This window comes from Pseudomonas sp. Leaf434, from assembly GCF_001425545.1.
Classification (GTDB): Bacteria; Pseudomonadota; Gammaproteobacteria; order Pseudomonadales; family Pseudomonadaceae; genus Aquipseudomonas; species Aquipseudomonas siliginis.
Genome location: NZ_LMQZ01000008.1, coordinates 487888 through 502212 on the forward strand (window position 1 = coordinate 487888; position 14325 = coordinate 502212).

Genomic DNA, 14325 nt, shown 5'->3' on the forward strand with positions numbered 1-14325 from the left:
CATTAGGTCAGACACGTCTGTACGGCTCGCATCGCAAGTGTAGAAGGGCTGCAAAGGCGCGGAACAAAGATGTGTTGCTGAATCAGACAGTGCGCAACAGTCAATCCGTTGCGCACTGCTGGCCATTACTGGCGGTAGGACTTGAGGAAGTTGCCGATGCGGCCGATGGCCATTTCCAGATCATCGACGCGGGGCAGGGTGACCACGCGGAAGTGATCCGGCCACGGCCAGTTGAATGCCGTGCCCTGCACCACCAGCAGCTTCTCGGAAAGCAGCAGATCAAGCACGAACTTCTCGTCGTTGTGGATCGGGCAGACCTTCGGGTCGATTTTCGGGAACGCGTACAACGCGCCCATCGGCTTCACGCAGCTGACGCCGGGAATATCGTTGAGCAACTCCCAAGTGCGATTGCGCTGCTCCAGCAGGCGACCCTGCGGCAGCACCAGATCGTTGATGCTCTGGTAGCCGCCCAGCGCGGTCTGGATTGCGTGCTGGCTCGGCACGTTGGCGCACAGGCGCATGTTGGCCAGCATGTCGATGCCTTCGATGTAGCTCTGCGCGTTGTGTTTCGGCCCGGAGATGGCGATCCAGCCGGAGCGGAAACCGGCCACGCGGTAGGATTTCGACAGGCCGTTGAACGTCAGGCAGAGCAGATCCGGCGCCAGCGAGGCAGTGCAGATATGCACGGCGTCGTCATAAAGAATCTTGTCGTAGATCTCGTCCGAGAACACCACCAGGTTGTGCGCGCGGGCGATTTCCAGCATGCCCAGCAACACTTCCTTCGAGTACACCGCACCGGTCGGGTTGTTCGGGTTGATGATCACCATGGCCTTGGTGTTCGGGGTGATCTTGGCCTTGATGTCGGCCAGATCCGGAAACCAGTCGGCGCCTTCGTCGCACAGATAATGCACGGCGTTACCGCCAGCGAGGCTGACGGCAGCGGTCCACAGCGGATAGTCCGGGGCTGGCACCAGCACTTCGTCGCCATTATTGAGCAGCGCCTGCAGCGACATCACGATCAGCTCGGAAACGCCGTTGCCCAAGTAGATGTCTTCGATGCCGACACCTTCAACCTGCTTCTGCTGGTAGTACTGCATCACCGCCTTGCGCGCGCTGAACAGGCCTTTGGAGTCGCTGTAACCTTGCGCGGTCGGCAGGTTGCGGATCACGTCCTGGAGGATTTCGTCCGGCGCTTCGAAACCAAACGGCGCCGGGTTGCCGATGTTCAGCTTGAGGATGCGCTGGCCTTCCTCTTCCAGTCGTTTGGCGTGCTTGAGCACCGGGCCGCGAATGTCATAGCAGACGTTGGCGAGCTTGTTCGATTTGCTGAACTGCATGGCGATGTGATCCCGAAAATGAACGATCCAGGCGGCAAATGGACAACCGTACTGGGATTGCTGCGTCTTCGCACAGGCGGAGGTCTGGCGCTTTAGCGCTCAGAATCCGTTTGAATGCGCCCGGTCTGGCTGCCAGACTGGCGCGTGACGAGGCGCAATCATACGTGCCGCCCGATCCGTGGAAAAGGTACAGATCGGGCTTTTTCAGCCGCTGAGGTGTGATGATGGAAAAGTTGCAGAAAACCCTGGAAGAATGGCGTGCCATGCTCGACCCCGAGCAGTACAACGTCTGCCGTCTGAGTGCCACCGAGCGTCCGTTTTCGGGCAAATACAACAACACCAAAACCGACGGTGTCTACCACTGTGTCTGCTGCAACGAGCCGCTGTTCGACTCCAAGACCAAATTCGACTCCGGCTGCGGCTGGCCGAGCTTTTACGCGCCGATCGGCGATAGCGCGATGACTGAGATCCGCGACACCAGCCACGGCATGATCCGCACCGAAGTGAAATGCGCGCGCTGTGATGCGCACTTGGGCCACGTGTTCCCGGATGGCCCACCACCGACCGGCCTGCGTTATTGCATCAACTCGGTGTGCCTGAATCTCGAGCCCCGGGAATAACCGAAACAGGCGACATCGCGTCGCCTTTTTATCGGTCAATTAGATTGCACACAATTCAATTGCTCGTTATGTTTGCGCCTTCCTGACCATTGCGGAGCCGACCCATGAGCGACAACCTGCTGAATATCCCGTGCACCACCATCAAGGGTGAGCAAAAGACCTTGGCCGATTTCGCCGGCAAAGCCGTGCTGGTGGTCAATACCGCGAGCAAGTGTGGCTTCACTCCGCAATACAAGGGCCTCGAAGAACTCTGGCAAACCTACAAGGATCAAGGGCTGGTGGTATTGGGTTTCCCGTGCAACCAGTTCGGCAAACAGGAGCCGGGCAATGACGGCGCCATCAGTGAATTCTGCGAACTGAATTTCGGCGTCAGCTTCCCGCTGTTCAAGAAGATCGACGTCAACGGCGCCGATGCTCACCCGCTGTTCGTGCAGTTGAAGAAGCGCGCCCCGGGCCTGCTCGGCTCGCAGGGCATCAAGTGGAATTTCACCAAGTTCCTGATCGGCAAGGACGGCCAGTTGGTCAAGCGTTTCGCCCCGACGACCAAACCGCAGGACCTGAGCGGCGAGATCGAAGCTCTGCTGAAATGAGCCTGGCGGTTGATTCGCTGAAGCTCGACAGCCAGTTGTGCTTCAAGCTGTACGCGGCCTCGCGGGCGGTGATTCGCGCCTACAAGCCGATGCTCGATCAGTTGGGCCTGACGTACCCGCAGTACCTGGCGATGCTAGTGCTGTGGGAATGGCAGGATGCTGCGCCGGAGCAACCGACGGTCAAGGCCTTGGGCGAACGCCTGGCCCTGGACTCGGGGACGTTGACGCCTTTGCTCAAACGTCTGGAGCAGAGCGATCTGGTCCAGCGTCGGCGCTCGGCGCGGGATGAACGCGAGATGCACCTGAGCCTGACGCCTGCCGGAACAGCACTGCGCGAGCAGGTCGGGCCACTCAAGGCGCGCCTGCTCTGCGACAGTGGCGTAGATCTCGACCGGCTCAATGATTTGCGCGCCGGCCTCGATCACTTGCTCGGGCAGATCAAAGGGCTTTAGTAGTCGGCATCCACTGATCAAGCAACGCGGCGAGTTCTTCGCGGCGAAACGGTTTGGCCAGATAGTCGCTCATGCCGGCCGCGCGGCAACGTTCGCGTTCCTCGGACATGGCATTGGCGGTCAGCGCGACAATCGGCAGACTCGGCCAGCGCCCGCTCTGGCGAATCTGCCGACTGGCTTCATAGCCATCCATCACCGGCATGTTGCAATCCATCAGCACCAGATCGAAATCGGCAAACTCCAGTTGATCCAGCGCCTCGGCACCATGGCCCGCCACCACTACATCGCAGCCAAGCTTGCCGAGCATGCCTTTGGCGACCAGTTGATTGACCGGGTTGTCCTCGACCAGCAGCACCTTGCCCCGGCGCGCGGACGGCAAGGCATCCGCTTGTGCTTCGTTGAGGGTGGCTGCGTCCGGTTGCAGAATCCGTCGCAGATGCTGGTACAGCGCGTTGCGCGCCAGCGGCCGGGCTTGCTGCTGCAAGGGGGCGAGGGCGGCGGCTTCTTCGCTGGGCAGAAAACTGCCGTAAGCAGTCACCAGCAGAATCGGCGCGGTGATGCTAGGGCGCAGACCGAACAGGCATTCCGGGCAATCGGTGATCAGCACATCCGGACTCAGGCCCAGCAGCGAATCATCAATAGTGCGCTGCGTGTATTCCAGGCCCCACACCGGCAACAGGCTTTTCAGCAATTCCGCCAGACCACTGCTGGCAGCGGTGATGGCGAGAACCTTGCCGCGTAACGGTATCGGCGGCAGCGCGCGGGTGTGAGAGGGCAGTGGCAGTTCGGCGCAGAACTGGCTGCCGAAGCCGCTTTCGGAACTGATGGTCAGCCGACCCTGCATCGCTTCGCACAGGTTGTACGTCAGCGCCAGTCCCAGCCCGGTGCCGCCGTACTGACGGGTGATACCGGCGCCGGCCTGGGTGAACGGCTGGAAGATTTTCACCTGCGCTTCCTGGGCGATGCCTATGCCGGTGTCGCAGACTTCGATGCGCACGCCACCCTTGTACGCCGACAGACGCACATCGACCCGACCGAAGCGGGTGAATTTCAGCGCGTTGGACAGCAGGTTGCTGACGATCTGCCGCACCCGGGTCGGGTCGCCCAGCACCAGCGCCGGGAAGTGCGGCTCGATCAGACAGGTCAGCTCGACGCTTGGCGCGGCGTTCTGCGAGAGCAGGTTGGCGGTGTCTTCGATCAGCGAGCCGAGGTCGAACGGGATGTTTTCCAGCTCCAGTTGCCCGGCGTCGAATTTCGACAGGTCGAGAATATCGTTGAGCAGTTCCACCAGCACCTTGCCCGAGTCGTGGGCGATCGACAGTTGTTGCTGCTGCTCGGCGTTGAGCGGGCCGTCCAGTGACAGCGCGATCATCCCCAGCAGACCGTTGAGTGGTGTACGGATTTCATGGCTCATGTTGGCCAGAAACGCCGAACGCGCTTCGGCCATGTCCAGTGCAGTACGGCGTGCCACTTCCAGTTCTTCGTTGGACTGGCTGAGGCGGGCGTTGATTGCCTTGAGTTCGGCGGTGCGCGCCGAGACGATGTCTTCCAGTTGCGCGAGGTATTCGGTCAGGCGATTTTCCGCGGTGCGCCGTTGCTGGATTTCGGTGGCGATGTTCTCGAACTGCTGATTGGCGACTTTGACCAGCACGCCGATTTCATCGTTGCCGTGGCCGGCCGGGCACTCGAGCGTGGTCGGCTCGGCGCTGCGCGGGTCGCGGCCGCTGAGTTCACGGATGACCCGCACCAACGGCTTGGTCAGCATCACGTAGAACAGCGCCAGGAGGATCCCGGTCAGCAGCAGGCTGCGGGCAAAACCGTTGAGCAGGGTGACTTCCGCACGGCGCAGGAAGCGGCTGCCGAAGGCATAAGTGTCGACTTCAAGCTTGAGAACGCCGAGGGATTCGTTGGGCAAGTGGTCGAGGTACAGACGATCTTCGAAATGACGCTTGGCGCCGAACAGGAAGTCGCTGATCAGCCGATAGCTGCTCTGCAGTTCCGGGCGTTTGACGCTGGCCAGCACGGTCTCGTTGTTGTCGATCAGTTGCGCGGCGATGATCGCGGGCGAGCGCAGCAGGCCCAGGGTGAGCTCCTGCGCGAGCTCGGCGTCGATGTTATAGGCGATGCGCGAGGCCGGATTGTGGCTGATTTCCAGCAGCGCGAGGATTTCACGGTTGATGGAAGCGTCTTCGCTGGCATAATCGATGCCGATCTGCAGCAGACTGAGCAGGGTGCCCAGAATGAACCCGACCAGCACGGTAAGCCTGGCTTGCTTGTAAGACAGCCGGTGGGTGAATTTGATATCCATGGGTTGTTGAACCACTTCCGTTTCCCTTCGCTGCTCAAGCATAGTCGATCATGCAGGGATACCGAGGTTCCCGAATCGCCTTGTAACAAGGCTTGCTGAGGCGATTTTATCTGTGTGTCGTCGCTGGATCGTCATCATCACTGTGAAAGTGCCCGAGGAGAAGACGTGGATTCCCGATTGAATGCTTTTCTTGAACGCGCCGAGTCGGTTCTGGCGCGAATCGAACCACTGTTGCCGGCACCGCGCCCCGTCATTGACTGGAACACATGCCTGGCAGCGCGCTGGCAGCGTGACGGTCGCAGCGGCTACCTGTTGCCGCTGGAAGTCAGCCTCGACATGCGTCTGTCCGACCTGATCGGCGTCGACCGGCAGTTGGAGCAGTTGGGGCGCAACACACAACAATTTCTTGATGGCATGCCGGCCAACCACGCCTTGCTCTGGGGTTCACGCGGTACCGGCAAGTCTTCGCTGGTGCGTGCGTTGCTGGCCGAGCACGCCGGTGCCGGCCTGCGTCTGATCGAGATCGAACGCGATCACTTGGCTGACCTGCCACGCGTGGTCGAGCAAGTCGCCAAATTGCCGCAACGTTTCGTACTGTTCTGCGATGACCTGTCGTTCGAATCCGGCGAAGGCGACTACCGCGTGCTGAAAAGCGTGCTCGACGGTTCGCTCGAGCAGGCCCCCGACAATGTCTTGTTGTACGCCACTTCCAACCGCCGCCACCTGGTGCCGGAAAAGGAAAGCGACAACGAAAACTGGAAGCGCGTCGACGGCGAACTGCACCCGAGCGAAGCGGTGGAAGACAAGATCGCCCTGTCCGACCGTTTCGGCCTGTGGCTGTCGTTCTACCCGTTTACCCAGGAACATTTTCTCAACGTCGTCGAGCACTGGATCGGCCAGTTGGCCGCCAAGGCCGGCCTGAGCTGGCAGCGCGACGAAGCACTGGACATCCTCGCCGTGCGCTGGGCCACCGGCCGCGGTAATCGCAACGGACGTTGCGCGTATCAATTCGCCCGCTACTGGGTGGGACTGAAATTGCTGGAGCACAAGGCATGATTGATTTGCAACAAAGCGGCCAGGGCCTCGAAGGCTACCGTATGTTGGCCGCACAACTGGAATCGCTACTGGCGGACGAACGCGATTTCATCGCCAATGCCGCGCAGTTTTCCGCGTTCCTGTTCAACCAGCTCGATGATTTGAACTGGGCCGGTTTCTACCTCAATCGTAACGAAGAGCTGGTGCTCGGCCCGTTTCAGGGCCAGATCGCTTGCGTGCGCATCCCGTTCGGGCGCGGTGTTTGCGGCGCCGCTGCTGCCAGCCTGCAAACCCAGCGCGTCGAGGATGTACATGCCTTCCCGGGCCACATTGCCTGCGACAGCGCTTCCAACAGCGAACTGGTAGTGCCCTTGGTCAAGGACGGTCGCCTGATCGGCGTGCTCGACCTCGACAGCCCGAAGCTGGCGCGTTTCGGCGCCGAAGATCAGGCCGGCATCGAGCAACTGGCGGCGATTTTCCTGCGCCTGACCGACTGCTGATCAACCGCCGAGGCCAGCCTTGTGCAACAGGCTGGCCGTATCCACGCTGTCGATTTGCGCGGGATCGAGAAACCGCGTTGCGTACTGCATGTACACCCCTTCGTTGATGAACAGGCCGAACAACGGCGCATCGATATGCGCTTCACGGCACATGGTCGCCATGATCCCCAGCGCCTCGCTCAGCGACTTGGCTTTCTTGTAAGGGCGATCGGCGGCGGTCAGCGCTTCGAAAATATCGGCAATCGCCATCATCCTGGCCGGCAGGCTCATCTCCTCGCGTTTCAGCCGTTTCGGATACCCGGTGCCGTCCATTTTTTCGTGATGGCCGCCGGCGATCTCGGCAATGCTGTCCAGGTGACCGGGGAAGGGCAGGTGGCTGAGCATCATGATCGTCTGCACCATGTGATGGTTAATGATGTAGCGCTCTTCGCGGGTCAGCGTGCCGCGGCCGATCTTCAGGTTGTACAACTCGCCGCGATTGTACTTGTACTCGGGTACATCGAGTTTGAAGCCCCAGGGATTGTCCTCGGGGATCAGTTCGCTCTTGTCGCGTTCGATCAGATGCTCGGGTTTGTCGGCCAGCAGGGTTTCACTGACGGGCAGCGTTGGTGCAGGTTTTTTTGCCTGGCGGCGGTTCTCTTCCCATGACACACCGAGCCGATCATCGAGAGTGCGCAGCCAGGTGCGTTGCGCCACTTGGTCAAGGCGTTGCAGATCAGCCTCGGCCATGGCCTCGCCACCGAGATTGCAGCGGGCGACAAAGGCGAAGTCGTCGTCGAGCATCAGCAACTCACTATCACGGTCGCGGGCCAGCGCCGCTTCGTCTGCACCGCTTGCCAGCGTCTGCCAGTAGTTGATCCACACGTCACGCTTGAGCACTTCGAAGCGGGTGCGGATTTCGTGGATGCGGTCGTTGATGGTCTCGAGCTTGGTGGCTTTGTCGACCACGTATTCCGGCGTCGTGACCTTGCCGCAATCGTGCAGCCACGCGGCGATGTGCAACGCCTCCCATTCATCCTCGCTCGGTTGGTAAGCGCTGAACGCCGGGTCCTGGCTTGCCGCAGCAGCCTGGGCGAGCATCAACGTCAGTTCCGGCACCCGCTGGCAATGGCCGCCGGTGTAGGGGCTCTTGGCGTCGATCGCGCTGGCCAGCAGTTGGATGAAGGCGTCGAGCAGTTGTTTCTGCCGCGCTTGCAGACGCTGACTTTCGATGCTCACCGCCGCCGCGCCGGACACCGCCTGCAAGAAGGCAATTCGGTCAGGCCGCAGCTTTTCCAGATCACTCGGCTCACCACTGTCATTGACCAGCAGAATCAGCAGGCCGATGGTTTCATCGTGCTGGTTGTGCAGGCGGATGCCGATCAGGTGAATGCGCGGTGATTCCATGGCGAGGAGGATTTTCTGCAAGTCGCCGGCCTGATCGAAGCCCAGATGGCTGACGGTATTGTTGGCGCTGGCCAGTTGCTCGAACCACGCCGGGCCGGTGTTTTTATGCAACTCACGTCCTTGAATGTCGAACGCCTCCAGCTTCTGCGGCACGCCATCAATCACCAGTCCATAAGGTTCCATGCGCGCGCCGTCGGCTTCGCGCAGGTAGATCAGACCGGCCTGCGCCTGAGCGATCTGTACGGTTTCGAACAGCACGCGTTCGAGCAGCGGGGCAAACCGGGTTTCGGCGCACAGGCTGTCGGTGATGCGGAAGAAACTGCCCAGGGTTTCTTTCATCCGCGCCATCGACAGGCTTAATTGATCGACTTCCAGTACGGGCGAGCGGCGCGCCAGCGGAGAACTGAAGTCGAAGCTGCGGATCGCGTCGGCTTCCTTGACCAAGGCATGCAGCGGCTTGACCAGAATCCGCGAAATCACCCAGCCCAATGGCAGGCACAGCAACAGGATGGCCAGGGTGATCAGCGCGCCTTGCCAGCGCATCCGGAACGCATCCACCAGTAATTCGTCTTCCGGCACCAGTAGCGCCAGTTGCAGACCTTTCGGCCCGCCTTCCTCGATGCCGGTGCGTGCGACGATCCATTGCCGGTCGTTTACTTGCAGACGCTTGCCGATATTGTCGGAGCTGAGCAGCGCGTTCAGCTCAGGGCTGAGATCGGCCGCTCTGGCCAGCCGCGCAGTGCGGTCATCGACGATCAGGCGATGGCTGTCGGGGTAAGCCACGGCGTTGCCGTCGGTGTCGTACAGCGCGATCTCTGTCGAAGGCGTGACCTGGTGCTTGCCCAGGGCGGTCGACAGCGAAGCGAGGGTCAGGTCGGCGCCGATCACCGCGTTCTCGCCGCTGCGCCGGGCCAGCGTGGTGCCGACATTGTGGGTCGAGAAAAATACATAGGGCTCGGTGGTGATTTGCCCGGCCTGTTGCAGGGCGTCGCTGAACCAGGTCCGGCTGCGCGGATCGTACGGCTCTTGGGGATGCTCGCGGCGGTTGATCGGTGTCAGGGCCTGATCAAAGAACAATGATTGCGAGCGTATGGCGCCTTGTGGAGCATGCTCGATGCTCCAGACTTGATAGGCCGCCGCTTCCGGCGCCTGAAGCTGTGCCTTCAGAGCCGGAGTACGCAGCGCGCGCACCATGAAGAAATCGCCATTGGCGTAACCCAGATACAGCGACGCCAGCGCCGGGTTGTCGGTGAGCGACTGGCTGAAGGGTTTGAGCAAGGGCAGGCGTTGTTCCAGATCACTAGCCTGGGCTGCCGGGGTATCCGCCAGCAGGCTCAACAGGTTGCGGATCGGCTGATAGGTTGCCTGCAGATCGAGGCGTACATCCTGCTCGATGCGGTCAAACAGCTTTTCGCTGCTCGACAGGATGATCTGCGTGGTCTGGTGGTAATTGAACAGGCCCAGCACCACGCCGGTGAGCAATAAAAGAAAGGTGAACATGACGCTGATGTGCACGTGCAGCGGCAACCGGCGTTGCTCGGGGCGCAGTGGGCTGTGCATTGCAGGCTCTCCATGAATGTTTAACTCACTGCTCAGCGTCCAAGCATAGTTAAGACTCGCTCACTGTGCCTTGATCGGCCAGGGTCAATTGCTGTTGCAGGGCCTGCGCCAGTTCGAGCATCGCTTGGCTGGTTGCCGCCCAGCGACGGGCAATCTCCTGTGACGCGAGCGCTCGCTGGCAGGCGTCCTCGAGCTCATCGCAGCATTCGATCAACCGCGAGGCCTGCGCGATGCGGGCTGCGCCCTTGATCTTGTGCGCAACCACTGCCAGCGCTTCGCGATCATCCTCGGGCGACAGCCTCAGCAGTTCTTCGCGGTCGAGACGGCTGCTCTTGAGCAGTTCCACCAGCATGCGCCGGGTTTGCCCGGGGTTGTTGCCGGTCAGCAGGCTCAGACTTTGCAGGTCGAAGACCGAGGCCGGTGATGCCGGCGTGATGCCGTCGATCCATTGTCCGAGCAAGGTCAGACTCAACGGTTTGAACAGGCAGTCGTCCATGCCGGCGAGCTTGCAGCGCTGGACTTCTTCGGGCTGGGCATTGGCGGTGAAACCCAGCACGGTGCACGGCGGGCGGTGGTTTTGCAGTTCAAGCTGGCGAATCCCACGGGTCATGTCATAGCCGTTCATCAAGGGCATGTTGCAGTCGACGATCACCAGATCGAAATGATCGGCCTTCCACCGCTCGAGGCCGCTGCAGCCATCTTCGGCAATGCTGAAGCGATGACCGAGAAACTCCAGTTGCTGACACATGAGCAAACGGTTGGCCGGATGGTCGTCGACAACCAGGACATGTAACGGCGTTGTCGCAGGCTTGATCAACGGTTCGCTTTTCGGCGGATTCGCCTTTGCCGGCAGGCTGTCCAGCGGCAGCGATATGCAAACCTGAGTGCCGATGCCGGGCTGGCTGCTCAACTGCAGTTGTCCGCCCATCATTTCGCACAGGTTGCGACTGATGACCAGCCCCAGGCCAGCGCCGTTTTTTGCCTGTCGACTGCCGTTGTCCGCCTGCGAGAATGGCTCGAACAAGCGCTGTTGATCTTCGGCGCTGATGCCTGAGCCGCTGTCCTGCACGGTCAGCTGCATCAATGTTCGCCCAGCAGCGTCTGCCGGGATCAGGTCGAGGGTGATCCGCACGTGGCCGCTTTCGGTGAACTTTATAGCGTTGCTGACCAGGTTGGACAGCACCTGCTTGAAGCGCAGCGGATCCAGATGCACATCCACAGCCGGGTTCGGCGGGTTGAAGACGACTTGCAAGGCAAGGTTTTTCTGCCGCGCTAGGCCGTCGAAGATGCGCGCAACGGAGGTCACCGTGTCGACCAGATTGATCCACTCCGGAGACAGGCTCAGGCGTCCGGATTCGATACGGGCGATGTCGAGAATATCGCCGATCAGCCCGAGCAGATCCTTGGCCGAATGGTAGGCCGTGTCGATCGAAGCGCGATCGGGGTGCTGCGGATCGATGCGTCGCAGGGTCAGTTCGAGCATGCCGATCACGGCGTTCATCGGTGTACGGATCTCGTGGCTCATGGTTGCCAGGAAGGTACTTTTGGCCCGGTTCGCCTCGTCTGCCTGTTCTTTGGCCGCACGCAGTTTTTCAAACAATTGGCGGCGTTCACTGATATCGATCCAGCCGCCAATGATGCCCTGGACGGCACCGCTGGAGTCGCGGTAGGGAAGTATCCAGTGGTAAATCGTCAGGCGGCGGCTGCCGATGTGCAGAGGCCGGTCGAGTATCAAGGGAATGCCTTCGGCAATGACTCTCTGGTAATCGGCCTGGAATGCCTCGGCCTCGAACGCGTTGCTCAGGGTGCCTTGCACGACGCCTTTGCCGATGATGTCCTCGCGTCTGGCGTTGAAGGCTTCGAGATAACTGTCGTTGCAACTTTGCAGCAGACCCTGGCGATCTCGCACGTAAATCGGGTGTGGTGTGCCGTTAACCAGCGAGCGCATGAACTCCAGTTGATCGTTCAGCGCGCGTTCGGCAGCCTGACGTTGCTTGATCTGGTGGCGCATGTAGGCGTTCCAGGTCAGTAACAGCAGCAGGATCAGGCCGGCGGCCGCGACTACTTGATAGAACAGCCGCTGATAGTTTTGCCAGATGTTCTGGGAGGCGGTGGAGTAACCGCGCCAGCGACCGTTGATCACGCCGAGCTCCTCGGGAGCGATGCTCAGCAGCGCCTTGTTGATGATCGAGGCCAGTTCGGTGTTGTCACGGGCGGTCGCCAACGAGAAGGCTGCCTGACTGGTGCCGATCGTGGTGGTGATTTGCAATGGCCGATCGAATATGCGCGATGAGATGAAATAGTTGGCGATTACCAGCGAGTTCACCGCGCCGTCGACGTGATTGTCGGCCAGCATCGACACGGCGCTGAAGGTGTCGGGGGTTTCGATCAGTTCGATGCCCGGAAAATTCTCATGCAAGTAGGCGACCAGCGGATTGCCTTGGGCGATCGCCAGACGCTTGCCTTTGAGTTGGGCCAGGTTGGTCGGGCTGTCGGCGCTTTTGCGGGTCAGCAGCACGTAGGAGTTTTCCAGGTAGGGGCGACTGAAATTCAGGTTTTTTTCACGTTCGGCGCTGGGCAGCAGGGCGGCAATCAGATCGGCCTTGTGATTGTCGATCTGCCTGATCATTTCCGCATCGTTGCGACTGCGCTGGATTTCGAAACGCAGGCCGGTACGCAAGCGAATCAGTTCGAGCAGGTCGGCACTGATGCCGCGAAAATTGCCGGCGCTGTCGAAGAAGGTCAACGGTGCGTACGCTTCATTGACCACTACGCTGACGACGGGATGCTGCTTGAGCCAGTTCTCCTCACGATCCGTCAGCTGGAGTTTGCTGTCGGTGAGCAGCAGGTCGCTGCCGGCGCTCCAGCGTTTGGCGATGTCATCGCGCTGGCTGCGCGGGATCGCTGCGAGCACTGTGTCGATGATGCCCAGCAACTGCGGATTGCTGCGCCGCACGGCGAAGCTGAAGCCATGGGCTTCCTGCTTGCCGAAGTTGGCCATGCGAACGTTGTTGAGATAGCCCTTGTTGATCATGTAATGGGTGGAGAGGGTGTCGCCGAGAAACACATCGGCCTGGTCGAAGGCCACCGCGTTGATTGCGTTCTGATAGGACGGATAGCAGGTGATCAGCGCCTTGGGATACAGCGCCTTGATCTCCGGCAGCGGCAAATAGTGATACACCATGCTCAGGCGCAGGCCGGCGAGGCCTTCGGTCAGCGAGCGGGTTTCATCTTCGCGGGTGACCAGTACCGGCTGATCGACCGCGTAAGGTGTGGAGAGCGCGAGGTTGGCATTGCCTGCTTCGTAGCCGTTGGCTGTGCCAAGCAGGTCGATCTGGCCATCGATCAAGGCGCGAATGGCAGCCTCGCGCGAGGGAAAGCGTTGCACGCGAATCGGCAAACCGGTGGCTTGACCGAGAATCCCTGCGTAATCGGCGGTCAGTCCCTCGTAGTCCTGGCCACTGACGGTCATGTCGAATGGCGGGTAATCAGGTGCGGAGGTACCCAGTTTCAGTTCGCTGCGAGTCTGTAGCCATTGCCGTTGTGACGATTGCAGGACAATCCCGACAGCCTCGGTTGCCGAGCGGCTGAGCAACGCATAGTCGGGTGAGGGGCTTGGCGAGGCGAAGGCATTGGCGCTCAGATACAGAACGGCGCTCAAGGTGATCAGGTAGTCCTTCAGACGGCTGGGCATGTGGGGTCTCACACGAGTGCGTTGCGTTTGGCCATCTCGATAAGTTCTACAAGGGATCTGGCTTTGAGTTTTTGCATCAGACGCTTTTTATAAGTGCTGACGGTCTTGTTGCTCAGAAACATGCCCTTGGCAATTTCCTTGTTGGTGCGTCCTTGTGCAAATAACTGCAATACCATCAGCTCGCGATCATTAACGGATTTGAATAGTTCAAGTTCTGCATATCGAGTGTCATCGCTGCGCACCGGATTAAGTGCCTGACTGGGGAAGTAGTTGTAACCGGAAAGTACCGCTTTGATTGCGCTGACCAACTCGCTCAAGTCTTCCTGCTTGCAGACATATCCCGATGCACCGGATTGCATGCAGCGGATACCGAACAGCGTAGGACACTGCGCCGTCAGAATCAGAATCTTGAAATTGGAACCCATGGTGTTGAAGCGGGCCAGCACTTCGAGGCCGTCCAGCTTGGGAATGCTGATATCGAGAATGACCAGGTCGGGCATGCATTCACGGACCATCTGCATGGCATCGACACCGTTATCGGTCTCACCGACGACCTTGTAGCCTTCATGTTCCAGGAGCATTCGCACGGCGAGGCGGATGACCGGATGATCGTCCACAATAAAAACGGAGTTCATAAATAGAGTCCCATGCAAGCATGAATAAAGCGCGCACCTTAGCTCAGATGCATGAGCACTCGCATGGACTGGTAGTGTCGCGACTACGTTATCGGATTAATCCTACGCGTAATGAAGAAATGGACTACGTTGAAATTAGGATTGGCGTAAGGAAGCACGAGCGTTCAATTCGCCGAAGATGGAAATTATCCGAGAGCCAATATTGATC

The 14325-nt window shown here is 60.1% G+C and carries 10 protein-coding genes; 5 read left to right on the forward strand and 5 right to left on the reverse strand.

The features are described 5' to 3' along the window. Positions 1–125: 125 nt before the first annotated feature. Positions 126–1337, reverse strand: a complete 1212-nt coding sequence (locus tag ASG55_RS17055) for a pyridoxal phosphate-dependent aminotransferase (RefSeq protein WP_016770856.1) — start codon at positions 1335–1337, stop codon at positions 126–128. A 224-nt stretch (positions 1338–1561) separates the two neighbouring features. On the opposite strand from ASG55_RS17055, the gene msrB reads away from it, so the two are divergent. The 3 genes from msrB (at position 1562) to ASG55_RS17070 (ending at position 2999) form a co-directional block, all read left to right on the forward strand. Next, positions 1562–1957 carry a peptide-methionine (R)-S-oxide reductase MsrB gene (gene msrB, locus ASG55_RS17060; RefSeq protein WP_041478500.1) on the forward strand — a complete coding sequence of 132 codons (396 nt, stop codon included), beginning with the start codon at positions 1562–1564 and terminating at the stop codon, positions 1955–1957. 104 nt (positions 1958–2061) lie between these two features. Next, complete coding sequence (locus ASG55_RS17065; RefSeq protein WP_056788500.1) at positions 2062–2547, forward strand: glutathione peroxidase; 486 nt, start codon at positions 2062–2064, stop codon at positions 2545–2547. Continuing rightward, a complete protein-coding gene (locus ASG55_RS17070; RefSeq protein ID WP_056788501.1) occupies positions 2544–2999 on the forward strand; it encodes a MarR family winged helix-turn-helix transcriptional regulator in 456 nt (151 codons plus the stop codon). The genes ASG55_RS17065 and ASG55_RS17070 overlap by 4 nt, the downstream gene beginning before the upstream one ends. Here the strand turns inward: ASG55_RS17070 and ASG55_RS17075 are convergent. Then, positions 2986–5307, reverse strand: coding sequence for a hybrid sensor histidine kinase/response regulator (locus tag ASG55_RS17075; protein ID WP_056788504.1), 2322 nt, complete (start codon positions 5305–5307; stop codon positions 2986–2988). The genes ASG55_RS17070 and ASG55_RS17075 overlap by 14 nt on opposite strands. Before the next feature lie 165 nt (positions 5308–5472). On the opposite strand from ASG55_RS17075, the gene ASG55_RS17080 reads away from it, so the two are divergent. After that, on the forward strand, positions 5473–6363 hold the full coding sequence (locus ASG55_RS17080; RefSeq protein WP_041478431.1) for an ATP-binding protein: 891 nt from the start codon (positions 5473–5475) through the stop codon (positions 6361–6363). Then, on the forward strand, positions 6360–6842 hold the full coding sequence (locus ASG55_RS17085) for a GAF domain-containing protein (RefSeq protein WP_056788507.1): 483 nt from the start codon (positions 6360–6362) through the stop codon (positions 6840–6842). Before ASG55_RS17080 ends, ASG55_RS17085 begins: the two co-directional genes overlap by 4 nt. Here the strand turns inward: ASG55_RS17085 and ASG55_RS17090 are convergent, their stop codons facing one another. From ASG55_RS17090 to ASG55_RS17100, 3 genes are read right to left on the reverse strand one after another with little or no spacing between them, the layout of a single operon-like run. Beyond that, the gene (locus ASG55_RS17090) at positions 6843–9788 is read right to left on the reverse strand and encodes an HD domain-containing phosphohydrolase (RefSeq protein WP_056788509.1); all 2946 of its coding nucleotides are present in this window, start codon (positions 9786–9788) and stop codon (positions 6843–6845) included. Between the two features lie 49 nt (positions 9789–9837). Further along, positions 9838–13482, reverse strand: a complete 3645-nt coding sequence (locus ASG55_RS17095; protein ID WP_056788511.1) for a transporter substrate-binding domain-containing protein — start codon at positions 13480–13482, stop codon at positions 9838–9840. A gap of 8 nt (positions 13483–13490) precedes the next feature. Continuing rightward, the gene (locus ASG55_RS17100; RefSeq protein ID WP_041478434.1) at positions 13491–14117 is read right to left on the reverse strand and encodes a response regulator transcription factor; all 627 of its coding nucleotides are present in this window, start codon (positions 14115–14117) and stop codon (positions 13491–13493) included. Between the last annotated feature and the right edge of the window lie 208 nt (positions 14118–14325).